Source organism: Gordonia sp. NPDC003585 (assembly GCF_040610755.1).
GTDB lineage: Bacteria > Actinomycetota > Actinomycetes > Mycobacteriales > Mycobacteriaceae > Gordonia.
Window position 1 is genome coordinate 24,051 of record NZ_JBEXMX010000041.1, and the last position, 23,908, is coordinate 47,958.

24 protein-coding genes are annotated in these 23,908 nt (G+C 65.5%); 22 read left to right on the forward strand and 2 right to left on the reverse strand.

Features of this window, described 5'->3' with window-relative positions; all coding sequences use genetic code 11:
• Nucleotides 1–305 precede the first annotated feature (305 nt).
• The 10 genes from ABZW74_RS13160 (at nt 306) to ABZW74_RS13205 (ending at nt 9,072) form a co-directional block, all read left to right on the forward strand.
• The gene (locus tag ABZW74_RS13160) at nt 306–719 is read left to right on the forward strand and encodes a hypothetical protein (protein WP_240860291.1); all 414 of its coding nucleotides are present in this window, start codon (nt 306–308) and stop codon (nt 717–719) included.
• The gene (atpB, locus tag ABZW74_RS13165; protein ID WP_240860290.1) at nt 716–1,471 is read left to right on the forward strand and encodes a F0F1 ATP synthase subunit A; all 756 of its coding nucleotides are present in this window, start codon (nt 716–718) and stop codon (nt 1,469–1,471) included. The genes ABZW74_RS13160 and atpB overlap by 4 nt, the downstream gene beginning before the upstream one ends.
• Nucleotides 1,472–1,567: 96 nt before the next feature.
• Nucleotides 1,568–1,822, forward strand: coding sequence for a F0F1 ATP synthase subunit C (locus ABZW74_RS13170; protein WP_240860289.1), 255 nt, complete (start codon nt 1,568–1,570; stop codon nt 1,820–1,822).
• A gap of 51 nt (nt 1,823–1,873) precedes the next feature.
• Nucleotides 1,874–2,377 (forward strand): F0F1 ATP synthase subunit B, encoded by a 504-nt coding sequence (locus ABZW74_RS13175; RefSeq protein ID WP_240860288.1) that lies wholly within the window; start codon nt 1,874–1,876, stop codon nt 2,375–2,377.
• Entirely contained in the window at nt 2,378–3,724 is a 1,347-nt protein-coding gene (locus tag ABZW74_RS13180) for a F0F1 ATP synthase subunit B/delta (RefSeq protein WP_355276728.1), read from the forward strand.
• Between the two features lie 150 nt (nt 3,725–3,874).
• On the forward strand, nt 3,875–5,503 hold the full coding sequence (gene atpA, locus ABZW74_RS13185; RefSeq protein ID WP_240860286.1) for a F0F1 ATP synthase subunit alpha: 1,629 nt from the start codon (nt 3,875–3,877) through the stop codon (nt 5,501–5,503).
• Nucleotides 5,504–5,563: 60 nt separating this feature from the next.
• The gene (locus tag ABZW74_RS13190; RefSeq protein WP_240860285.1) at nt 5,564–6,493 is read left to right on the forward strand and encodes a F0F1 ATP synthase subunit gamma; all 930 of its coding nucleotides are present in this window, start codon (nt 5,564–5,566) and stop codon (nt 6,491–6,493) included.
• A 69-nt stretch (nt 6,494–6,562) separates the two neighbouring features.
• The gene (gene atpD / locus ABZW74_RS13195) at nt 6,563–8,011 is read left to right on the forward strand and encodes a F0F1 ATP synthase subunit beta (protein WP_240860284.1); all 1,449 of its coding nucleotides are present in this window, start codon (nt 6,563–6,565) and stop codon (nt 8,009–8,011) included.
• A 9-nt stretch (nt 8,012–8,020) separates the two neighbouring features.
• Nucleotides 8,021–8,401, forward strand: a complete 381-nt coding sequence (locus ABZW74_RS13200) for a F0F1 ATP synthase subunit epsilon (RefSeq protein WP_240860282.1) — start codon at nt 8,021–8,023, stop codon at nt 8,399–8,401.
• 209 nt (nt 8,402–8,610) lie between these two features.
• Nucleotides 8,611–9,072, forward strand: a complete 462-nt coding sequence (locus ABZW74_RS13205; protein ID WP_355276732.1) for a DUF2550 domain-containing protein — start codon at nt 8,611–8,613, stop codon at nt 9,070–9,072.
• A 420-nt stretch (nt 9,073–9,492) separates the two neighbouring features.
• Here the strand turns inward: ABZW74_RS13205 and ABZW74_RS13210 are convergent, their stop codons facing one another.
• Complete coding sequence (locus ABZW74_RS13210) at nt 9,493–10,104, reverse strand: cob(I)yrinic acid a,c-diamide adenosyltransferase (RefSeq protein WP_240860278.1); 612 nt, start codon at nt 10,102–10,104, stop codon at nt 9,493–9,495.
• 45 nt (nt 10,105–10,149) lie between these two features.
• On the opposite strand from ABZW74_RS13210, the gene murA reads away from it, so the two are divergent.
• The 12 genes from murA to ABZW74_RS13270 all read left to right on the forward strand — a co-directional run bounded on the left by murA (nt 10,150) and on the right by ABZW74_RS13270 (nt 22,394).
• Nucleotides 10,150–11,424 carry a UDP-N-acetylglucosamine 1-carboxyvinyltransferase gene (murA, locus tag ABZW74_RS13215; protein WP_355276734.1) on the forward strand — a complete coding sequence of 425 codons (1,275 nt, stop codon included), beginning with the start codon at nt 10,150–10,152 and terminating at the stop codon, nt 11,422–11,424.
• 5 nt (nt 11,425–11,429) lie between these two features.
• On the forward strand, nt 11,430–11,759 hold the full coding sequence (locus ABZW74_RS13220) for a metalloregulator ArsR/SmtB family transcription factor (protein ID WP_240860272.1): 330 nt from the start codon (nt 11,430–11,432) through the stop codon (nt 11,757–11,759).
• 198 nt (nt 11,760–11,957) lie between these two features.
• A complete protein-coding gene (locus ABZW74_RS13225) occupies nt 11,958–12,677 on the forward strand; it encodes an energy-coupling factor ABC transporter permease (RefSeq protein WP_355276736.1) in 720 nt (239 codons plus the stop codon).
• On the forward strand, nt 12,674–13,108 hold the full coding sequence (locus ABZW74_RS13230; RefSeq protein WP_355276738.1) for a PDGLE domain-containing protein: 435 nt from the start codon (nt 12,674–12,676) through the stop codon (nt 13,106–13,108). Before ABZW74_RS13225 ends, ABZW74_RS13230 begins: the two co-directional genes overlap by 4 nt.
• A gap of 1 nt (nt 13,109) precedes the next feature.
• Nucleotides 13,110–13,886 (forward strand): cobalt ECF transporter T component CbiQ, encoded by a 777-nt coding sequence (gene cbiQ / locus ABZW74_RS13235; protein WP_240860266.1) that lies wholly within the window; start codon nt 13,110–13,112, stop codon nt 13,884–13,886.
• The gene (locus ABZW74_RS13240; protein WP_240860265.1) at nt 13,883–14,653 is read left to right on the forward strand and encodes an ABC transporter ATP-binding protein; all 771 of its coding nucleotides are present in this window, start codon (nt 13,883–13,885) and stop codon (nt 14,651–14,653) included. Before cbiQ ends, ABZW74_RS13240 begins: the two co-directional genes overlap by 4 nt.
• Nucleotides 14,654–14,843: 190 nt before the next feature.
• On the forward strand, nt 14,844–16,136 hold the full coding sequence (gene mdo / locus ABZW74_RS13245) for an NDMA-dependent methanol dehydrogenase (RefSeq protein WP_240860264.1): 1,293 nt from the start codon (nt 14,844–14,846) through the stop codon (nt 16,134–16,136).
• Between the two features lie 88 nt (nt 16,137–16,224).
• Nucleotides 16,225–17,517, forward strand: coding sequence for a MoxR family ATPase (locus ABZW74_RS13250; protein ID WP_240860263.1), 1,293 nt, complete (start codon nt 16,225–16,227; stop codon nt 17,515–17,517).
• 20 nt (nt 17,518–17,537) lie between these two features.
• A complete protein-coding gene (locus tag ABZW74_RS13255; RefSeq protein WP_240860262.1) occupies nt 17,538–19,064 on the forward strand; it encodes a VWA domain-containing protein in 1,527 nt (508 codons plus the stop codon).
• 63 nt (nt 19,065–19,127) lie between these two features.
• Entirely contained in the window at nt 19,128–20,315 is a 1,188-nt protein-coding gene (locus ABZW74_RS13260) for an iron-containing alcohol dehydrogenase (RefSeq protein WP_355276742.1), read from the forward strand.
• A 1-nt stretch (nt 20,316) separates the two neighbouring features.
• Nucleotides 20,317–21,741 carry a histidine kinase gene (locus ABZW74_RS13265; RefSeq protein WP_240860260.1) on the forward strand — a complete coding sequence of 475 codons (1,425 nt, stop codon included), beginning with the start codon at nt 20,317–20,319 and terminating at the stop codon, nt 21,739–21,741.
• Nucleotides 21,738–22,394, forward strand: coding sequence for a response regulator transcription factor (locus ABZW74_RS13270; RefSeq protein WP_240860259.1), 657 nt, complete (start codon nt 21,738–21,740; stop codon nt 22,392–22,394). Before ABZW74_RS13265 ends, ABZW74_RS13270 begins: the two co-directional genes overlap by 4 nt.
• Before the next feature lie 69 nt (nt 22,395–22,463).
• Here ABZW74_RS13270 and mftM read toward each other — a convergent pair whose 3' ends face one another.
• Entirely contained in the window at nt 22,464–23,303 is an 840-nt protein-coding gene (gene mftM / locus ABZW74_RS13275) for a mycofactocin oligosaccharide methyltransferase MftM (RefSeq protein ID WP_240860257.1), read from the reverse strand.
• Between the last annotated feature and the right edge of the window lie 605 nt (nt 23,304–23,908).

Consider the following 23,908-nt stretch of genomic DNA (forward strand, 5'->3'; position numbering starts at 1 on the left):
CCGGGACGCTTCGTTCCCGGCTCTACGATCGCGTTGGTCGATGTCGAGGCCCGGGGTGGTAAGGGGACAGTAAAGAATCGTGTACTATCCCCTGTAGTAGGTGATGAGACCGATCATTCGGTCAGGCGTCACCCAACCGGGCGGACAGCATGTCCCATGACGGCATACCCCGCGATGAGCACGCCCGATCCATGTTGGTAGGGTCACACCCGAACGTGAGCTTACGCCCGGCGACCTGGTCGCCGAACGCACGCGCGGTGCTTCGTGCCCATCCGGCGCGAGGTGAGAGAGCTGAGGAGAGGCGCATGACGACTTCTGCACCTGACTCGGCCCCCGTTTATCCGCAGGCTCCGACCGGCCTCCGCCGGCCCGGTGCGATCGCGGTCGTGGTGAGCGGCATCGTCATCGGTCTCGCGACCTACCTCGGCCACCCGGTGTTCGGGGCGTTCTTCGTCCTCGGCATGGTCGGGATCTTTGTCAATGCGGCGATGGTGCGCCAGGTCGTCGAGACGGTGGCGGCCGCACCGGATCCGCACAAGAAATCGTTGGCACTCAATTCCGCTGCCCGGCTCGGCGCCATCACGGTGCTCGCGCTCGTGGCGGCTTTCCTGGTCCGGCCCGATGGGCTGGGCGTCATGTTCGGGCTCGCGATCGGCCAGGTGATCCTGGTTCTCAACGCGGTGATTCCGGTGATGAAAGGACTGCGCAAGCAGCTATGACGGATACGACCTACTTGGCCGAGGCGGCCATCCACGTCGGCGTGCACGAGACGGTCACGATCGGTGGGATGACCTTCAACACCGACACGATCCTCTCGTCGGCGATCGCAGCGGTGATCGTGATCGCCATGGCCTTCTACGTCAAGGCGAAGGTGACATCCAGCAAGCCGAACACGGTGCAGCTCTATTTCGAGGTCGTGACCGTGCAGATGCGCGGGCAGATCGAGAGCGCCATCGGCATGAAGATCGCCGGCTTCGTCCTCCCCCTCGCGGTCACCCTGTTCACCTATATTCTCGTCGCGAACTGGCTCTCGATCCTGCCGGTCCAGTACGCATCGTCCAACGGCGAGGTGCACGAACTGCTCAAGCCCGCGGCCAGCGACGTGAACTTCGTCTACGCGATGGCGCTGTTCGTCTTCGTCTGGTACCACGGGGCCGGCATGCGGCGTCGCGGCGTCTTCGGCCACCTGGGCAAGCTGGTCAAGGGCCACGTGCCCGCGCTGGCAGCGATCAACATCATCGAAGAGATCGCCAAGCCCGTCTCGCTCTCCCTCCGTCTTTTCGGCAACATCTTCGCCGGCGGCATCATGGTCGCCCTGATCGCGCTGTTCCCGGCCTACATCCTCTGGGCGCCCAACGCCCTGTGGAAATCCTTCGACCTGTTCGTGGGTCTGATCCAGGCGTTCATCTTCGCCCTGCTGACGATCCTGTACTTCAGCCAGGCCATGGAGCTCGACGAAGACCATCACTAGACCATCTACCCTGCTCGACCCCGGGCGGCGCCGCCAACCGGGACCCAAGACCTGACAACCGAGATTGTCAGTTCCACCCGAAAGGAAAGTTCAGAAATGGATCCAACAATTGGTATGGGCGCCCTGATCGGCGGCGGTCTGATCATGGCCGGCGGCGCGATCGGTGCCGGTATCGGTGACGGTCTGGCCGGCGCCCAGCTGATCGCGGGTATCGCTCGTCAGCCCGAAGCTCAGGGTCGTCTGTTCACCCCGTTCTTCATCACCGTGGGTCTGGTCGAGGCCGCCTACTTCATCAACCTCGCGTTCATGGCGCTGTTCGTGTTCGCCACCCCGATCTCGGCCGAGCAGTAAGCGCTTCGCCCGACATCGACCTGACGCTGTTCCGATAGGGGAAACGCAAACATGATGCTGTATCTCGCCGCAGCCGCCGAAGAAGGGGAGAAGCCGCCGAACTTCTTGATCCCCAACGGCACGTTCTTCGTGTGTCTGTTCATTTTCGTCGTCGTGCTGATCGTGATCCGCACGCTGGTGGTCCCGCCGATCGTCAAGGTGCTCGACGAGCGCGATGCGAGGGTGGCGAAGACCGTGGACGACACCAAGAGCGCTGCGGCGAGCTACGAGGATGCGGACACCCACTACCGGGCGGCCATGAAGGAGGCCCGTGGGGATGCCACGGGCATCCGGGACGAGGCCCGCGCAGCGGGCAACGAGGAGCTTTCGGCGGCGAAGCGGCGCGCGACCGAGGAGGCCGACGCCGCTCTCGCTGCCACCTCCGAGTCCTTGAAGGCAGAGGGTGACCGTGCCGCAAGCACGGCGCACGCGGATGTCGACCGGTTGTCGGCCACGCTGGCCGGCCGAGTTCTCGGCACCGAGGTCGATACGACCAACAAGGAGAAGGTGAACTAGGTGGACATCCTCATTGGCAACTTCATCGGGTTCGCCGTCATCGTCTTCTTGTTCTGGAAGTATGTGCGACCGCCGCTGAGCCGCGCGGTGCACAACCAGAAGGAAACGATCGCCCGGCAGGTGATCGAGAGTGAGGAAGCGAAGGCCCGGCTCGCCGACGCCCAGGCTGCTCACGATCGCGCTCTGGCCGAGGCAAAGGCCGAGGCCGCGGAGCTCCACGAGTCCGCACTGAAAGACGCCGAGGGCATCCGGGAGGACATCAAGGCCCAGGCCGACTCCGAGGTCCGGCGGATCAGCGAGCACGGCAAGTCTCAGGTCGAGCTGACTCGTTCGAACCTGGTTCGCCAGTTGCGTACCGATCTCGGTCTCACCGCCATCGACGGCGCGGACAAGCTGGTGCGCTCGCACCTGTCCGACGAGTCCAACCGCTCGGCGAGTGTCGACCGGGTGATCGCCGAGCTCGAGGCGATGGCATCGAGCACGCAGACGGCTGTCCCACACAGCTCGGAACTGATCGGTCTGCGTCACATGCGGGCCGGCAGCCGTGAGGCTGCGCGCGTTGTCTCCCACGAGTTCGATTCCGCGAGCAAGGATCTCGACGGACCTGCACTCACCGCGGCGGCCGCCGAATTGACCCAGGTCATCATCGTGCTCAACGCCAATCCGGTGCTGCGCAAGAAGCTGACCGAGGACGAGGACAACCCCGCAGGCAAGGAGCAGCTGGTGTCGACGCTGTTCGGCGGAAAGGTCGCACCCATCGTCGTCGATGTGGTCGCCTCGGCGGCCAAACAACGGTGGTCGACGTCGACTGACTTCATCGCGGGGCTGCGCAGGCAGAACGCTCTGATCGTGCTCACCGCGGCCGAGCAAGAAGGCCAGATCGAGCAGGTCGAAGACGAGCTCTTCCGCGTGAGCCGCTTGCTGGACGCCAATCCGCAGCTGGCCTCCCTGCTGTCTGATCACACCCATCCAGCCGACAAGCGAAATGGCTTGCTGGAGAAGCTGATCGGCGGACAGGTCACCGAACACACCTGGTACCTGCTGTCGCACCTCATCGCGCTGCTGCACGGCCAGCCGGTCGAGGTCGCCGTCGAGCAGCTCGCCGAACTCGCGGCAGCCCGCCGCGGCGAGTCGGTGGCTCACGTCGTGTCCGCTGCACCCCTGTCCGATGCTCAGATCGAGCGTCTCGGGACGGTGCTCGGCAGCATCTACGGCCGGACGATCTCGGTGCAGACCGAAGTGCGTCCAGAGATCCTCGGCGGCCTGCGTATCGGGGTTGGCGAGGAGATCATCGACGCCGACATCGCCACTCGCCTCGCGAAGGCGACCGAGACGCTGCCGCGCTGACACAGCCGAGACATCGAAGCGCTCACGCGCCGAGACAACGAAGCGCTCACGCGCCGAGACAACGAAGCGCTCACGCGCCACCAACCACCACCCGACGACCACCACACCCAGGCTCGCAAGCCGGACCAGAACAAGGAAAGACGAGAACCCATGGCGGAGTTGACGATCTCACCAGACGAGATTAAGGGAGCGATCGAGCAGTACGTCTCGTCGTTCGAAGCCGAGGCGTCGCGCGACGAGGTCGGCATCATCACCGATACCGCGGACGGCATCGCGCACGTCAGCGGCCTGCCCAGCGCTATGGCCAACGAGCTGCTGCAGTTCCCCGGCGGCATCCTCGGCGTGGCGCTCAACCTCGACGAGGACGAGATCGGTGCGGTCATCCTCGGTGACTATGAGGACCTCGAAGAGGGCCAGGAAGTCAGCCGGACCGGCGAGGTGCTCTCCGTCCCGGTCGGCGACAAGTTCCTCGGCCGCGTGGTCGACCCGCTCGGCGCGCCCATCGACGGACTCGGCGACATCGAGGCCGAAGAGCAGCGCGTTCTCGAACTCCAGGCGGCCACCGTGCTCGAGCGTCAGCCGGTCGAGGAGTCGCTGGCCACCGGCATCAAGGCCATCGACGCCATGACCGCGATCGGTCGCGGCCAGCGTCAGCTCGTCATCGGCGACCGCAAGACCGGCAAGACCGCGGTCTGCGTCGACGCGATCCTGAACCAGAAGGCCAACTGGGAGTCGGGCGACGAGAACAAGCAGGTCCGCTGCATCTACGTCGCCATCGGTCAGAAGGGTTCCACCATCGCGGGCGTCAAGACCGCGCTCGAAGAGGCCGGAGCGATGGAGTACACCACCATCGTCGCCGCTCCCGCGTCTGATTCCGCCGGTTTCAAGTGGCTCGCGCCCTACACCGGTTCGGCCATCGGACAGCACTGGATGTACCAGGGCAAGCACGTCCTGATCGTGTTCGACGACCTCACCAAGCAGGCCGAGGCCTACCGCGCGATCTCGCTGCTGCTGCGCCGCCCGCCGGGCCGCGAGGCATACCCGGGTGACGTCTTCTACTTGCACTCGCGTCTGCTGGAGCGTGCGGCCAAGCTGTCCGATGAGATGGGCGGCGGTTCGATGACCGCACTGCCGATCATCGAGACCAAGGCCAACGACGTGTCGGCGTTCATCCCGACCAACGTCATCTCGATCACCGACGGCCAGGTGTTCCTCGAGTCCGACCTCTTCAACAAGGGCGTTCGCCCGGCCATCAACGTCGGCACCTCGGTGTCGCGCGTGGGTGGTGCCGCACAGACCAAGGGTCTGAAGAAGGTGTCCGGCTCGCTGCGTCTGGAGCTGGCCCAATTCCGTGAGCTCGAGGCGTTCTCCGCGTTCGCCTCCGACCTCGACGACGCGTCGAAGGCGCAGCTCGAGCGCGGTGCACGCTGGGTCGAGATGCTCAAGCAGGATCAGTACAGCCCGTACTCCGTCGAGGACGAGATCGTGTCGATCTACCTCTGCGGTGAAGGCCACTACGATTCGGTGCCGGTCAGCGACGTCCGCAACTTCGAGACCCAGTTGCTGAGCCACCTGCATCACAACGCGACCGGCGTCTACGACTCCATCGCCGGCGGCAAGGTGCTCACCGACGATCAGGCCGAGGCCCTTGTCGACGAGACCAACAAGTTCAAGAACAGCTACCTCACCCACGACGGCCAGCGCGTCGTCAACGAGGCCGAGGCATCTGCGATGGACTCCGAGGACGTCGAGCACGAAGAGATCAAGATCCGCAAGTGATCGTGACCGCATTCGACAGCCGGGCCATGAGCCCAGCACAGAGGAAAGGGGTGAGGGAGCATGGCCAGTATTCGTGAGCTGCGCTCGCGCATCCGGTCGGTGCAGTCGACCAAGAAGATCACCAAGGCGCAGGAACTGATCGCGACGTCGCGAATCACCAAGGCACAGGCCCGCGTGGCCGCGGCCAAGCCGTACGCGAAAGAGATGACCACGGTGCTCTCGGAGCTGGCCAGCAACGCCGGTTCGCTGGATCACCCGTTGCTCGTCGAACGCGAGAACCCGAAGCGGGCGGCTGTGCTGGTCGTGACCAGCGACCGCGGTATGTGTGGTGGCTACAACGCCAACGTGCTGCGTGCGACCCGCGAGCTCGTCGCCTTGTTGAAGGACGAGGGCAAGGAGCCCGTGCTGTTCGTGACCGGGCAGAAGGGCGTCGGGTTCTTCAGCTTCCGTGGTTCGGAGGTCGCCGATTCGTGGACCGGGTTCTCCCAGGCCCCGGAGTACGCGGACGCAGCGCAGGCGAGCAACTTCCTCGTCGACCTGTTCCTCGCCGGATCGGGCGAGCAGGTCGAGCGCCCGGGCGGCGACGGCAGCCTGGAAGGCGTCGACGAGTTGCACCTGGTGTACACCCGGTTCGTCTCGATGCTGACCCAGTCGCCCGAGGTGCGCCGTGTGGCTCCGCTGGTGGTGTCCGAGCACGACGAGGGCAGCGATGTCGAGGTGACCGAGAAGTCCCGGAACTACTCGTTCGAGCCGGGCGCGGATCACCTCCTGGATGCGCTGCTGCCGAGGTACGTGGCTACGCGCGTCTATGCGGCGTTGCTCGATTCGTCGGCATCGGAATCCGCAGCGCGTCGTACGGCGATGAAGGCGGCAACCGACAACGCAGAAGAGTTGTCGAAAACGTTGTCGCGCGAGGCCAACCAGCTTCGCCAGGCACAGATCACCCAGGAAATCAGCGAGATCGTCGGCGGTTCGAGCGCGCTGGCATAACAGCCATGCGTCGCCGTTCTTGTCGGCCCGACACCATACTTCGATCGAAGAGGAAGTGACCCAAGCATCATGACCGCAGCAGTAGAAAGCCCCTCCGCGAAGTCGGCGGGCTCCACCGACGGGCGGGTCGTCCGCATCATCGGCCCGGTGGTCGACGTCGAGTTCCCGCGCGGCTCGATCCCAGACCTGTTCAACGCGCTGCACGCCGAGGTCACCCTCGAAGCTGTGGCCAAGACCCTCACGCTCGAGGTCGCACAGCACCTCGGCGACAACCTGGTGCGCACCATCTCGATGCAGCCGACCGACGGCCTGGTCCGCGGCGCTGCGGTGTCCGACACCGGCAAGTCGATCGTCGTTCCGGTCGGTGACGTGGTCAAGGGCCACGTGTTCAACGCTCTCGGCGACTGCCTCGACGAGCCGGGTCTCGGCCGAGACGGTGAGCAGTGGAGCATCCACCGCAAGCCGCCGCCCTTCGACGAGCTCGAGGGCAAGACCGAGATCCTCGAGACCGGCATCAAGGTCATCGACCTGCTGACCCCGTACGTGAAGGGCGGCAAGATCGGGCTGTTCGGCGGCGCCGGCGTGGGCAAGACCGTTCTCATCCAGGAGATGATCACCCGTATCGCGCGTGAGTTCTCCGGTACGTCGGTGTTCGCCGGCGTCGGCGAGCGCACCCGTGAGGGCACCGACCTCCACCTCGAGATGGAGGAGATGGGCGTTCTCCAGGACACCGCCTTGGTGTTCGGCCAAATGGACGAGCCGCCGGGCACGCGTATGCGCGTGGCCCTGTCGGCGCTGACCATGGCGGAGTACTTCCGCGATGAGAAGCACCAGGACGTGCTGCTGTTCATCGACAACATCTTCCGGTTCACCCAGGCCGGTTCGGAGGTCTCCACCCTCCTCGGTCGTATGCCGTCGGCGGTGGGTTACCAGCCGACTCTGGCCGACGAGATGGGCGAGCTCCAGGAGCGGATCACCTCGACCAAGGGTCGTTCGATCACCTCGCTGCAGGCCATCTACGTGCCCGCCGACGACTACACCGACCCGGCGCCGGCCACCACCTTCGCGCACCTCGATGCCACCACCGAGCTCTCGCGTCCGATCTCGCAGCTGGGTATCTACCCCGCCGTGGACCCGCTGACGTCGACCTCGCGCATCCTGGAGGCTTCGATCGTCGGTGACGAGCACTTCCGCGTCGCCAACGAGGTCAAGCGCATCTTGCAGAAGTACAAGGAACTGCAGGACATCATCGCCATCCTCGGTATGGACGAGCTCTCCGAAGAGGACAAGGTCACCGTGCAGCGTGCACGGCGCATCCAGAAGTTCCTCGGCCAGAACTTCCTCGTCGCCGAGAAGTTCACCGGACAGAAGGGTTCGGTGGTGCCGCTCAACGACACCATCGAGGCATTCGACCGCGTGTGCAAGGGCGAGTTCGACCACCTGCCCGAGCAGGCGTTCAACAGCTGCGGTGGACTCGACGACGTGGAGGCCGCCGCCGCCAAGATCGCCGGAAAGTAGCGAACCGACATGGCTGACAAGTCCTTCCACGTGGAGGTGGTCTCCGCCGATCAGGAGCTGTACTCGGGCGAGGCGACTTTTGTCATCGCTCAGACGACCGTGGGTGAGCTCGGTGTCCTCGCCGGACACGAGCCGCTGCTCGGTCAGCTGGTTCCGGGTGGCTTCGTGGTGATCGTCGAAGAGTCGGGCACTCGGAAGGCGGCTTCGGTGGAGGGTGGCTTCCTGTCCATCACCGGCGAATCCGTCACGATTCTCGCGGAGGCGGCCGACTGGGCCGACGACGTCGACGAGGCATCCGAGCGGCAGGCGTTGGAGTCTGCCGAGCCCGGTTCCCCGGAGTACAACCACGCACATGCGCGTTTGACTGCGGCACAACACCTTTCGAAGTAGCGAGAGTGAGCGCCAGCGCGCGCTGAAACTGATGTGATCGGCCAGTCACTCCGGGACACCCCGGGTGGCTGGCCGATTCGTTTGTTCGGATGGCATGCTGGTGCACATCAGCCCGTTCGCGTGACGCTGTCGACAGCCCGATCGACAGTCCGGTCGAGATCGTTCGATCGGTGGGGAACACGCGTAGTTGTCGCAAGGAGGTGTCGGGGGTGACGCTTCTCGCCGTGCTGCTGACCGTTCTGCTCGTGGTCGCAGTGGCGCTGTGTGCGCTGCTGGCCTTCCGGCTCGGACAGCTACGGAGTGCCGGGACCCCGGTGCTTCTACGAGAGATGCCCGCCGGTGTCGACGAGGGGTGGCGGCACGGCACCATTCACTACACCGACGAGACACTGCGCTATTACCGGCTCAGTTCGCTTCGGCCGGGTCCCTCGGTGACGTTCTGTCGGCAGGGCATCGACATCGTCGGCCGGCGTGAGCCGATGGGGACCGAATGCGACATCATGGACGGGCTCGTTGTTCTCCAGGTACGCGAGACGCCGTATGACTCCGATGCCGTCGAACCGCGCACCGACACCTACGAGATGGCGATGACGCTGGGTGCGGTCACCGCGTTCCAGTCCTGGCTCGAGTCGCGACAGTCCGACCGCTCGCAGCGTCGTCGTAGTGCGTGAAGTATTCCCAATCGCTCCCTGATCCGAAGATTCGGTAATCAAACCCGCTGACCTGCGGAAATGAGCCCGCGTCGTGCCCGCAAAATCTAGGGGAAGAACTTCTTCCCCGGGGTTCATAGTCGTCCGCGAGAATTTTCTGGGGGAGGACTCCAAGGGTAGGGGAAGAACTTCTTCCCCTAGTTTTGCGGCGCCGGTTCGCGCCGCCGACGAGAATGCCGCCGCTGCGCACTCATGGCAACCACCTGGTCGGCCGCCCATTGATCCGTTTGAGGTTGAGCCCGGGATCCGAAGAGTACTGCCTTCGGCCTCCTGAACTGGAGGTATGCGCAGGCTTCGCGGCGGCGGTCCCACCGAAAGGAGGGGAAGAAGTCTCCTCCCCTACTTTTCGTGTTGCCTATGCACCCGTCGGGGCGGGACTGGTCACTCAGGCCGGTCACGATCCCCGCCGGGCACCCAGCACACATCGCCCGGGATCTCGCCGTCGGGTCCAGGTGACCGGTTCGCCACCCGAGCGAGGATGAACAGCAGATCCGACAGCCGATTCAGGTATTTGGCGGGCAACACGGACGTGTCGTCCGGGTTCGCGGCCACGGCCGCCCAGGCAGATCGTTCGGCGCGGCGCGTGACGGTCCGCGCCTGATGCAGCAACGCGCTCAACGGGGTGCCGCCGGGCAGGATGAACGAGTTGAGGGCGGGGAGGTCCGTGCCGAACTGATCGCACCAGGATTCCAGTGCGTCGATGTAGGACTGCTCGATACGTAGCGGCGGGTACTTCGGGTCGTCGACGACAGGCGTCGACAGATCGGCGCCGGCGTCGAAGAGGTCGTTCTGCACTGTGGTGAGAACGGTTCGGACGTCGTCGGCGATCGGTCCGCCGACGGCGAGGGCCATGCCGATGACGGCATTCGCCTCGTCGCAGTCGGCGTAGGCGACCACCCGAGGGTCGGTCTTGGGAACTCGGGAGAAGTCGCTGAGGCCGGTCGAGCCGTCATCGCCGGTCCGCGTGTAGATCCGCGTCAGATGCACCGCCATCACTCGAATGTAGCGGCCCGATGCGCGGCCGATAAGGTGGCAGGCGTGAGTGATCGTTTTCTGGTCACCGGCGGAGTCCGGTTGGCGGGCGAGGTGTCGGTGGGTGGCGCCAAGAACAGCGTCCTCAAACTGATGGCGGCCGCCCTGCTGGCCGAAGGCACCACGGTGCTGACCAATTCGCCGGAGATCGCCGACGTGCCGTTGATGGCCGACGTACTCCGCGGATTGGGTGCCGTGGTTTCCCAGGATGGGGACACCGTATCGATCACCGCGCCCGCGGAGCCGAAGTATCACGCCGACTTCGACGCGGTCCGACAGTTCCGCGCCTCGGTGTGCGTGCTGGGACCGCTGATGGCTCGCTGTCACCGGGCCGTCGTCGCGCTGCCCGGTGGCGACGCGATCGGATCGCGACCGCTCGACATGCATCAGTCGGGACTGCGTGCGTTGGGTGCGCACAGTTCGATCGAGCACGGGTGTGTGGTTGCCGAGGCCGATGCCCTGATCGGAGCTCCGATCGCGCTCGAGTTCCCGTCGGTGGGTGCCACCGAGAACATCCTGATGGCCGCCGTCCTCGCCGAGGGCGAGACCACGATCGACAACGCAGCACGCGAACCGGAGATCGTCGACCTGTGCGAGATGCTGCAGCAGATGGGGGCACAGATCGAGGGTGCGGGCACCTCGACCCTCGTGGTGCGCGGCGTCGACCGCCTGCATCCGACCACCCACCGCGTCGTCGGCGATCGGATCGTGGGCGCAACCTGGGGCATCGCCGCGGCCATGACCCGCGGCGACGTCTCCGTGCACGGTGTGCGGCCCGAGCATCTGCAGCTGGTCCTGAACAAGCTGGTCGACGCCGGCGCGCAGGTGGACACCTCCAGCGACGGCTTCCGCGTCCGACACGACGCGCGTCCCACCGCCGTCAACGTGTCCACGCTTCCGTTCCCGGGCTTTCCGACCGACCTTCAGCCGATGGCGATCGGGCTGGCCACGATCGCCGAAGGGATGTCGGTGATCACCGAGAACGTCTTCGAGGCCCGTTTCCGTTTCGTCGAAGAGATGGTCCGACTCGGCGCCGACGCACGCACCGACGGGCATCACGCGGTGATCCGCGGCATCGAGCAGCTGTCGAGTGCCCCCGTCTGGTGTTCGGACATCCGGGCCGGCGCGGGGCTCGTTCTGGCCGGCCTGGTGGCAGACGGCGTCACCGAGGTGCACGACGTCGAACACATCGATCGTGGGTATCCGCACTTCGTGGAGATCCTGCGTGGACTCGGTGCCCAGATCGAGCGCGTCACCGACACCGACCGAGCAGGGAGCTGAATCGGGTGGACGGCGCCGACCACTCTTACGCGCACGCTGATGCCGCCGACCGTCCGCACGAGGTCGACGTCACCGAGTGGACCCGACGATTCGACCTCCTCTCCGATCCGCACCGACTCGAGATCCTGATCGTGCTGCACCGGCAGCCGGGCATCTTCGTGGGTGACATCGCCACGGCCGTCGGTCGGACCGAAACGGCGGTGTCGCAAGCGCTTCGGGTTCTGCGGCACCAGGGCTGGGTGACCTCGACCCGGGTGGGACGCTCGGTGAGTTATCGGCTGGACGACGAGACCGTGCACGAATTGCTGCACTGGATGGGCGCCGGTCACGAGTGACCGTTGAAGGATGCCGTCACGAGTGACCGTTGAAGGATGCCGTCACGAGTGACCGTTGAAGGATGCCGTCACGAGTGACCGCTCGAGTGGGCGCTCGGCGCACCGCAGGACAGGGCGGGCCCTGCCCGAACGGATAGTCTGTCTGCTCAATCATCTGAATAAGTGGACAGATGTTGTGGGTGGTCCTACCGTTTTTCCATGTCCTCGACAACCACCACCGTCGCCATGCACATGAGCGATGGCATCATCAACGCGCCGGTCTCCGCGATGTTCGGGGCGATAGCGATCGCCGGCCTGGCGCTCTGCGCATGGCGGGCCCGCACCGACCTGGACGAGAAGACCGTTCCGATGGCCGGGCTGGTGGCAGCCTTCATCTTCGCGGTCCAGATGATCAATTTCCCGATCCTGCCGGGGGTGAGCGGGCACCTCCTCGGCGGAGCGCTGGCCGCGATCCTTGTCGGCCCCTTCACCGGAGCCCTCTGCGTCGCGATCGTCCTCGTCGTGCAGGCATTGCTGTTCGCCGACGGTGGGGTGAGCGCGCTGGGCGCCAACATCACCAACATGGCGTTGATCTCCACCTTTGTGGGCTATCTCGTCGCTATCGGACTCCTGCGGCTGTCCGGGCGGCGTGGGCGGTCACTCGGCCCGCTCGGGGTGATCTCCTTCATTGCGGCGCTGTGTGGAACCGTCTGTGCTGCAACGGGATTCGTCATCGAGTATGCGATCGGCGGCGCTGCGACCACCTCGCTCGGCACCGTCGCCACCTACATGTGGGGCACACACGTGCTGATCGGTGTCGGCGAGGGACTCATCACCGCGGTAACAGTGGTGGCAGTGGCTCGGGCACGGCCGGACCTGGTCTATCTGTTGCGACACAGGCCGGTCGACGTCACGAACCCGGTTGGAGTCGCGGCATGAGTGTCACGAACAGTCAGCAGACCCCGTCTGCGACCGGGCCCAAGATCCGGTTGCGCTACTTCCTCATCGGTTTCGGTGCGGTCGCCCTGCTCGTCGCGGGCGTCATCTCGTACTTCGCGAGTTCGTCGCCGGACGGCCTGGACTCCGCAACGCAGCGTGGTTGCGAGACGGTGATGGTCGACGGCGTAGAACAGTTGAAGGGCAACTGCATAGCGCAGCACGCCACCGATCACGCGATGGCGTCCTCGCCGCTGGCCGACTACTCGGTCAAGGGAATCGGTGACTCCAACGGTCTCGCCGGGATCATCGGCGTGCTTGTCACGCTGGCGGTGGCCGGCGGCCTGTTCTGGCTGATTCGTCTTCGCTCGCCCGGTCGCAATTCCCCGTCGCTTCGCTCGCCCGGGCCACGCCGAACTGAATCGGGCATCTGACGTGGGTGCGGGCCACGCTCATCCGCTCTACCGGGAGGGCCGATCGTGTGTTCATCGGGCGCCGGTGGAGGTGAAGCTGGTCTGCCTGGTCGTCTTCGTGTTCGCCGTGGTGGCGACGCCGCGTGAGATGTTCTGGCCGTACGCGGGTTTCGCGATCATTGTGTTCGTGGTGTGGCGACTGGCCGACGTGCCGGTGCGGTGGATCGCGCCGCGGATGCTGATCGAGGCGCCGTTCGTGGTGCTCGCCGTTCTGTTGCCCTTTGCCGAGGGCGGACAGCGAGTCGAGATCGCCGGGCTGTCGATGTCGCTCGCCGGCTTGTACGCCGCGTGGGGCATCGTCATCAAAGGCACTCTGGGCGTGGCGGCCTCGCTGACCTTCGCCGCCACCACGCCTGCCCGAGAATTACCGCTTGCGCTGAGTCGGCTCGGAGTGCCTGCCACCATCACTCCGGTGATCGTGATGATGTTGCGTTACATCGATGTGCTGTCGGCGGAGGTTCGACGCATGCAGGTGGCGCGCCTGGCCCGAGGCGATTCGCCGCGGATGATCCACCAGGCGGGTGCGATCGCCAAGGGCGTGGGGTCGATGTTCCTGCGGTCCTACGAGCGCGGCGAGCGGGTTCATCTCGCGATGATGTCGCGCGGCTTCACCGGGGTCATCCCGGAGATGCCGGGTGTGGCGACAGCGACGAGAGCCACCCGTGCACAGTGGCTCGTAGTGGTCATGCCCGCGGCCGCGGCGGTCATGGTCGCAGCAGCGGCGTGGAGCCTGCGATGACCGGGCCCGCGATCGAGGTCTCGAACCTGCATTTCACGTATCCGGATGGACGCGTGGCACTTGCCGGCGTCGACCTCACGATTGCGCCGGGTGAGCGAGTCGCGCTGCTCGGACCCAACGGTGCAGGCAAGACCACGCTGATGCTGCAGCTCAACGGAGTACTGTCGCCGACCCTGGGCTCGGTCGTGATCAACGGTGTCACCGTGAGTGCCAAGACGATTCGCGAGATCCGGTGCCAAGTGGGACTGGTGTTCCAGGACCCCGACGACCAACTCTTCATGCCGACGCTCATCGAGGACGTCGCCTTCGGGCCGGCCAACTTCGGTGTGAAGGGTGACGAGCTCGCCGACGTGGTCGACCAGGCGCTCGACGCGGTGTCGATGAGAGAGCACGCGCGCCGCAGTCCGCACCATCTGTCCGGGGGACAGCGGCGCCGCGGGGCGCTCGCCACGGTATTGGCCTGTCGCCCAGATATTCTCGTGCTCGACGAGCCTTCCGCCAATCTTGATCCGGTGGCCCGGCGACAACTCGCGGAAACACTTCTCGGACTGCATCAGACGATGCTCGTGGTGACCCACGATCTGCCCTATGCTGCTCAACTCTGCGACCGAGCCGTCATCGTGGATGCCGGCCGGATCGTCGCCGACGGTGCCATCGACGACGTTCTCGCCGACGAGGGACTCCTCGCGGCCCACCGGCTCGAATTGCCCTGGGGATTCAACGCACACAGTCTCTCGGCGGCGCGCGCCGCCCGCGCCGGCGGCTGACCGTTCGGCCAGCCTGACACCTCTCCGAACGGTCAGGTGTGGACCTGCTCCCAGGAGGAGCGTCGCAGGCGTAAAGGACGGTTTGCTTCTCGGGAGGTGTCGGACCCGGATGTGACGCGCGTAACGTCGCCGATGCCCCACTAGATCAGCGACGACACGCGTGCGCCCCAGCTCGCGGGAGGACAGCATCATGCAGGTTGACGAATTACTCAAACCGTTTCCCATCAAGGAGTTTCACCCGTTCCCGCGGGCGATGATGGGCCCCGGCGCTCACGAGATGATCGGGCCCGAGGCACTCAAACTGGGCTTCAAGAAAACCCTCGTCATGACCACGGGTCTGCGGGGAAGCGACACCGTCCACAAGATCGTCGAGTCGTGCAAATACCACGGTCTCGAGGTCGTCCTGTTCGATCAGGTCGAGTCCAATCCCAAGGACTACAACGTGATGGACGCGGTGTCGCTGTACAACTCGGAGAAGTGTGATTCGTTCATCTCCATCGGCGGCGGCTCGGCGCACGACGCCTGCAAGGGCGCTCGTATCTCGGTGGCCCACGATGGGCGCAACATCAACGAATTCGAGGGATTCAACAAGAGCGAGAACCCCAAGAATCCGCCGCACATCGCCGTATCCACCACTGCCGGAACGGGTTCGGAGACCTCGTGGGCGTATGTCATCACCGACACCACCACCGACCCCGACAAGCCGCACAAGTACGTGGCCTTCGACGATGCCTCGGTGACCACTCTGGCGATCGACGACCCGGTTCTGTACTACGACTGCCCGGTGGCCTTCACCGCCCAGTGCGGATTCGACGTTCTCGCACACGCCTCCGAGCCGTACGTGTCACGACTGAACTTCCCGCCGTCGATGGGCAACGCGCTGCACGCGGTCAAGATGACTGCCCAGCACCTGCGCGAGGCGACCTGGAACCCGACCGAGCTGTCCGGCCGCGAGGGCATGATGTACGCGCAATACATTGCGGCACAGGCCTTCAACTCGGGTGGCCTGGGCATCATCCACTCGATCAGCCACGCGGTGTCGGCGTTCTACGACACCCACCACGGTCTGAACAACGCCATCGCACTGCCGCGTGTGTGGGCGTTCAACATGCCCGTGTGCTACGAGCGGTTCGCCGACATGGCCGAGGCGATGGGCGTCGACACCCACGGCATGACCAAGGTGCAGGCTGCGGATCAGGCACTCAACGCCGCCATCCGGCTGCTGCGCGATGTGGGCATCCCGGAGAAGTTCACCGACGTCAACCAGGATTCGCACATCAAGAACCGATTGGGCCAGGGCCCCACCAAGTTCTACGAGAACCGCAAGGAGATCTCGGGTGCGCCGGAGTCGATCGATGCGATCACCAATCACGTCCTCGGCGACGCCTGCACCCCGGGCAACCCGAAGGAGTGCACCTTCGAGACGGTCCGACCGGTCGTCGACCACGCGTTCAACGGCGACCTCGATGACCTGCTGACGTAGGTCAGCAGTTGGGCGTGGCCGGCGTCCTGCCCCCGAGGCGCCGGCCACACCATTCTTTCGTAACACCAACCCCCGCAAGGAGACACCGATGTCCGTGCAGATCGTTTCCGACTCGTCCGCCGGTTCCGGCCCAGCGCCAGATGAGGCAGTCGGCGATGGCACGGCAGAGTTTGTCGACGTGGCCGACGTTGTCGAGAAGTTCGCTGCGGCAGGCTATCTCGCGGATCAACGGTTGGCCACCACGGTGTTCCTGCAGCACAAGCTCGGCAAGCCGATCCTGCTCGAAGGACCCGCGGGCGTCGGCAAGACGCAGCTGGCCAAGACACTGGCTGAGGTCACCGGTCGGGAACTGCTGCGTCTGCAGTGCTACGAGGGGCAGGACGAGACCACGGCCCTGTACGAGTGGGACTACGGAAAGCAGCTGCTCTACACCCAGGTCTTACGCGAGAAGATCAGTCAGGTCGTGGCGGACGCGTCGACGCTGTCGGAAGCGGTCGACCGCATCGGCGCCGAGGAGAGCGTCTTCTTCTCCGAACGCTTCCTCGCGCCCCGGCCGCTGCTGGAGGCGGTACGCGCCGACCATCCCGTGGTCCTGCTCGTCGACGAGGTGGACCGCGCCGACGAGGCGCTCGAGGCAGTTCTCCTCGAACTCCTCGCCGAGTATCAGGTGTCGGTACCCGAGATCGGAACCTTTGTCGCCACCCACCAACCGATGATCGTGTTGACCTCCAACAACACTCGCGATCTGTCGGCCGCCCTGAAGCGACGCTGCCTGCACCTGTCGCTGGACTACCCGGATTCCGCGCGCGAACTGGAGATCATCAAGTCCAAGAACACCGGACTCTCGGACACGTTGTCGGCCAAGCTGGTCGAGATCGTGCGCGGTCTGCGCGACCTCGATCTTCGCAAGGCGCCCAGCATTTCCGAGGCGATCGACTGGGCGCGCACCCTCGCAGTACTCGGGGCCGACGAACTCACCGCGGACGTGCTGGCGCAGACCGCGAACGTGGTCGTCAAGTACGACCGGGATCTCGCCCGTGCCATCGACGCCCTGCCGAAGCTCGTCGATCCCAACGCCGAGGTGCCCGAACACCTGCATTCCCACGGTCATTCACATGGGCACGGGCACAGTCACTCTCATGGCGAGCACAGTCACGACCACGGCGACCACGACCATGGAGATCACGATCACGGCAAGGACCAGAGCGACCACAGCGGACAGGCCAAGCGCGCCGCCAAGGATGTTCCCGGACGGCATGGTTCGGACTACTACGGCTCGCCCGGAGCCAAGAGCGACGCAGGTACCCGGACCATCAGCCCGGGCCAGGGTGATCGCTCGTTCAAGTCGCGCGGCGGCGGTGCGCGCAAGCGGCCCTTCTGAGCGGGACGGGAGTCCAGCGCATGGAAGCCGCCATTCACCGCTTCGTCCGTCTGCTGCGCCTGCACGGCATCCGCATCGGGGTGTCGGAGGCGATGGATGCGATGTCGGCAACCGCGACAGCGGAGATCCTCGCCGACCGCGAACTCCTGCGATCGGCCCTCGAGGTGTGTCTGGTCAAGGACCGCCGGGACGAGGCCACCTTTCACGATGTCTTCGACCGCTTCTTCGCGTTGCGTCCGGTACTCGAGAACGCTGATGCACACGGCCACTCGCACACCCACGATGACCTGTCGGACTCCGGCGAACTCACCGAGTACAGCCTGTCCGATGAGATCAGCGAGACACCGCAGCAGGGCCACAGCCACGGACCGCCGTCGAATCTGAAGGAGTACTTCGACCCGGAGGACCTGGCCGAGCAGTACAACCTTCACCAGGAGGCCAACCGGCTCGACATGGCCTCGCTCACCGACGAGATCGTGCTGTCCTCCGACGAGGTGCCCAACGCCGAGGCCGCCGCTCGGGTCCAGCTGACCGTGTCGCGTCTGGCCAACCCGGGCCGGCCCGGAGATCTGGTCACCGACAACCGAACCCAACTCGACGTCGAACTCTCGGTGGCGCAGGAGATGGCGTTGCTGACGTGGCTCGACGATCCGGACGCGGCGTCGGGACCGCAGCCCGACGCCGAGGAACTCGCGGCGCTGCGCAGCGCGCTGGCCGGACTGCTCGACGGGCTGCCCGAAAAGCTCCGCGACCACCTCGAACAGCTCATGGCCACCGACCATCAGATCGAGGAGCGTGAGGTCAAGGCGGAGGTCCGCGACCTCATCCACGAACACGAGCGGGCCAGTCTGGAGGATTCGATCCGGCGTCTGATCCGCAGTCTGCACGGGGCACCCCGGGCGCGTCGGAAACTGGCCGCCCGCGGGACCGTGGACGCCGCTCGCACGATGCGGGCCAACCTGCGCTACGACGGTGTGCCGTTCCGGCCGATCACGGTGGCCAAGGTGGAGGATCGGCCCAGTCTGCTGATCCTGGCCGATGTCTCGCTGTCGGTCCGAACCGCCGCCCGGTTCACGTTGCAGCTCGTGCACGGTCTGCAGTCGATGGTCGCGCATGTGCGGTCGTTCGCCTTTGTCGCCGACCTGGTGGAGATCACCGACCTGTTCGCCGAACACCAGCCCGAGGAGGCCCTGTCCCTGGTGGTGTCAGGACTGCAGGCGGGGGGCGTCCTCGACACCGACGCCGACTCCGATTACGGGCTGGCCCTCGGGAAGTTCCTGGAGGAGTACGGGGGCGCCGTCACCCGCCGCACGACGGTGATCGTTCTCGGCGACGGACGCAACAATGGTCGCGACCCCAATTTCGAGGCGTTCGAGGAGATTTCGCGTCGTGCCCGCGAGACGATCTGGATCACTCCGGAGGCCGCCTATTCCTGGGGGCTCGGTTCCTGTGATCTGCCCGCGTATGCGACCTATTGCGACCGCGTCCACGTGGTGCACGACCTCGCCGAACTCGAGCAGGTCTCTGTCGATGCATACGGCGCGTGACGCCGATCACGCCGCGTAGGATCGCGGATACGGCGGGGACCGGGAGCGAACGGGTGAGAGTGCGTGCAGGCGAAGGTCGATGGTGAGGAGTTGACGCGGTCAGACCTGCGTGTCGCCAAGTTCCATACACCCGAGATCATCGTGGGTTCCGGAGCGCTCGCCGAGATCGCCGGGGCGGCCCGCGGCCTGGGTGTGCAGCGCTTGATGATCGTGTCCGACCGCGGCATCGTGGCCACCCCCTGGTATCCGGAGCTGGCTGCGTCACTGCGCTCCGAGGGCCTGTCGGTGTCGTCGTTCAGCGAGGTGTCGCCCAACCCGCGCGCGCCCGAGATCAGCGCCGCCCTCGAGCATTACGATTTCCGGCGCTGCGACGGCATCGTGGCGCTCGGAGGCGGGTCGGTGATCGATGCCGCGAAAGGCGTCGCGATTCTCGCGGCCAATGGCGGGCACATCCTCCAATACGAGGGCATCGACAAGGCGACATCGCCGCTTCCACCGCTGATCGCCGCCCCAACCACGGCGGGCAGCGGCTCCGACGTCTCGCAGTTCTGCATCGTCAACGATGTCGACCGCATGACCAAGGTGACCATCATCGGGCGCGGGCTGGTGCCCGACGTGGCGGTGATCGACCCACGCACCCTGGCGACGCTGCCCCCGGAGGTCGCAGCCCAATCGGGGATGGACGCCATCACCCACTGTATCGAGGCCTACGCCTCGGTTGCCCACAGTCGACTCACCGACGGCGCGGCGTTGTCGTCGATCGCGACCGCGTGGCGGAGCATCGAACGATTCGTCGGCGACCCGTCCGACACCGTCGCGGGCACCAACATGGCCTACGCCTCTCTCGAGGCCGGGATGGCGTTCACCAATGCGATCCTCGGTGCCACGCACGCGATGAGTCATCCGGTGGGCGGCCTGTGCGACGCCCCGCACGGCGCGATCAACTCGGTGTTGTTGCCGCACGTCATCCGCTTCAATGCCGAAGCCGATCCGCGGCCCTATGTGGACCTCGCTCGAGCTGTCGGCGTCGACGATTCTGGGTCGCCTCATGCGGTCGCCGAGCGATTCGCGGATGCAGTTGCGCGACTGTCATATTCGGTGGGACTTCCGCGTACCCTGCGGGCGGTCGGCGTGCTCGGCGAGCACTTGCCGGTGCTGACCGCCAATGCGATGGTCGACGCCTGTATGACCACCAACCCGCGTCAACCCACACCCGACGAGATATTGGGCATGTATCGCGAGGCCCTCTGAGATGGCAGTGCAGGGTCGACTCGCCGACGACGGAGCTCCCGACGAGGAGGCCTCGCGCCTGGAATCCCTGCTGGGCCTGCACTCGGTCAAAGGATCGCACTACGCGCAGTACCGCGGTGTGGAGCAACGACTCACCAGGGTGGTCGAGGCGCTCGACCGCATCTCCCGCGCGCTCGTCCAGACCGGTGAGGGGCCGGAGACACTCGTGTTGTCGGTGGTGCGCGCAGTACAAGAGCATCTGGACGCCGAGTGGGTGGTGTTCGCGCTGTGTGACGGCGAACTCGACCGCACCGGGCCGCGCCACCTGATGATGGGTCGCGACGGCACGATCTACGCATTCGAGGGCGTGCATGTCGCACGCACGCCGAGTCATCTGCCCGACGAGGTGCTCAACCGGCTCAACGACATCTTGCGCAACCAGATGACTCGACTGAAGCGGCCGATGGTCGACGACCATCACGTGCACGTCCCGCTGCATCTCGACGGCCGGGTGGTCGGCGGGTTGTCGGCGTGGACGCCCGAGCACAAGGTCGTCGATTCCGCCGATCCGGTGGTGCTCCGCATTCTCGCGCGGCAGGCGGCCGTCGCGCTGCTCAATGCGGCGCTGCTCGAGGAGAGCCGGCATCAGCTGGCGCGCGCCGAGCAGGCGTTCGCCCAGGCGACGGCGCAGGCCGCCGACCTCGCGGTACGCAACACCGAGCTGCAGCGCACGCAGCGCGAACTCTCCGCCGTGATGCGTCAGCGGCTGGTGACCGAGGAGCGCGAGCGGATCGCTCGCGAACTGCACGACTCGGTGACACAGTCGGTGCTCTCGGCCGGGGTGCACATCGAGGTCTGCCGGATGGAATCCGATCCGAAAACCGCAGACCGACTGGAGGTCGCCGGACGTCTCACCCGAAATGCCGTGGAACAACTGCGTTCGGTGATCTATGCGCTGAACCAGGCCCCGTCGGTGGAGGGACTGAGTCTTGGCGAGGTACTCGACGAACTGTGTTCGATGCATCTTCCGAAGGAACTCGAAACACAGGTTCGGGTGACCGGTCGGATTCGTGACCTGCCCGATGACATCCAGCACGCCGTGCTCAGGATCGCGGGCGAGGCGCTGTTCAACACCGCGGTCCATTCCGAGGCGAACACGGCCCGCGTCGACCTGACCTATCTCGACGACGCCGTGCAGCTGGCCGTCGACGACGACGGGGTCGGCGATCCCGGTCACCTACGACGGGTTCTGCGCGCCGCGACGCTGGGAGACCTGGCCGGGCGCCACCGCGGGTTGGCGAACATGGCCGCGCGTGCGGACGAGTTGGGCGGTGAACTGCGGATTCGTCGTTCGCGACTGGGTGGTGTGCGCATCGTCGTCACGATTCCGGCGGTCGAGTCACGTCGTGGCAGGGCCACGCCATCCGAGCAGGAGGTCATCCGATGAACAGTCCGGCAGACACCACGGCGATCCGAACGATGCTCGTGGACGATCACGCACTGCTACGAGAGGGGATTCGGTCGCTGCTCGACCGCGAGTCGGCGATCTCGGTGGTCGGGGAGGCCGGCTCCTACGACGGGGCACTTGCCGAGGTGCAACGGTGCCGCCCCGATGTGGTGGTGGTGGATCTCAAGCTCACCGCGGGAACCGAATACGAGGGGTTGCGCCTGATCACCGAGATCGCCGGTCGACATCCCGACGTCGCGACACTGGTGCTGACCACCTTCCTCGACGACGATCTCGTCGTCCGCGCGGTTCGTGCGGGCGCGCGCGGGTACGTCGTGAAGGACGTCGACACCACCGAGCTGGTGCGGGCGATTCAGGCCGTCTCCGGAGGTGGCAGCGCCTTCGATCCGCGGAGCGCGGCCATCGTGCTGCGTAGCGTCTCCGGTGATGGTGCGGGACCGGAGGCACTGACCGAGCGCGAACGCGAAGTGCTGCGGTTGCTGGCAGATGGGTTGTCCAACAAGAAGATCGGGCAGACACTCTTCATCTCGGAGTCGACCGTCAAGTTCCACATCCGCAACATCATCCGCAAACTCGGCGTCTCCAAGCGCACCGACGCCGTGTACATCGCGAGCAAGCGTGGATTGATCTGAACGCAGTCGGGTGGCCCGAGGAATGTCCACTCATCCGTGTGAAGTTGGGCCCGGATTCCGGACTCAACTTCACACGGATCGTCTTGCGACGGGAGTGAGGACCATCCATCCACCGAGGTGGGTGAACAACTCGACCCCGTCGTGCTCAACCTGGCCGGCCCAAGCTGCGAGGTCGTCGAGCGTGAGTTGGATCAGGTGGCCGAAATGTTCGCTGGGATGTTCCTCGAAGGGCACCGCGACGACGACGCGGCGTCGGGCTACCCGTAGAGCCTCCGTCAGAGCCCGGACCGTTGCTTGCTCGTCAAGGTGTTCGAGCAGGTGGATGAGGGTGACGGTGTCGACCGCATCGGTGTCGAACGGTAGGTCGGTGGCGTCACCGACCACCGCGCGAAGCGGCGTTTGCCTGCGCCGAGCCGCCGCACGCAAGTGCTCGACGGCGCCAGGGGAGATGTCGCAGGCACTGACCTCGAAGCCGTCCTCCGCGCACTGGAGTGCGAGGAAGCCAAAACAGGAACCGACCTCGAGCAGACTGTCGCCGACGACCAGCGACCGCGCGCGCGCATGAACCGGACCGAACGGTGACCCACCGTCGCGGAGCTCGGTGATCGAATTGTCGTAGAACGCTGCCCAGGACCCAGCCTCGGTGCTCGCCGCCGAACGGATCATCTGCACGGCGGCGTCCTCGAACTGCCTTTGACCTGCGATGACACCCGCGTCGACGAGGCCGACGAGACTGCCGACCATGGCCGAATCCGAGATCGACCCGCCATCGAAGGGATGAACGATGTCGACCGACACCGGGCCGATCCGCCAGCCGAGATCGCCGCACCGCCGAAAACCTGCCGGCACAGACCGGCAATGACGCACAGAAACCGTACGAACCGATTCGAGATGCTGGGCAATGGTCACCCTATAGACGCTAAAAGCGCGCTGACCTGCGCATAACTGGCCGTCCAGGCGCGCGTACTGTCCAAAAGGACGGTTTGCGGCGTAGATCACATCGATGGAATTCGGCGTGCGAGCGGGAATGTTTGCGTTCGGTCGGTGGTTGAAATCCCCGTGACCAGCGAGAATGGAAACCGGCGCACGCCGTGACCAGGCGATTTGACCCTGACAACGCGGCCCAGTAACTTTCTTCAAGTCAGCGCGCCACGGCGCCGCCCCGGACAGACTCCCGAGAGGGAGCGGACGGGGAGAGGAAACCGGGTTCTGCACTGACCGCCCCCGAGAAATCGAACAGGGTAGCTTCGCGCGCCTCGATCGACCATCTCGGGACTGCCAGACACTCCCGATCGGAACCAAGACCGAGAGTTGCGGACCGGCAAGAGGGTCTGGTAGGCTGGAAGAGTTGCGCCGGAGACGGGGCAACTACTCCAAAACGAACAAAGCTCGCAGGTGAGCGCCCGATGTGGGTAGTGCCGGTGGGTGTGTGTTCTTTGAGAACTCGATAGTGTGATGATGAATTGTCTGATGCCAATTTTGTTTGGCATTGTGTGTCCAAGTGTTTTTGGATG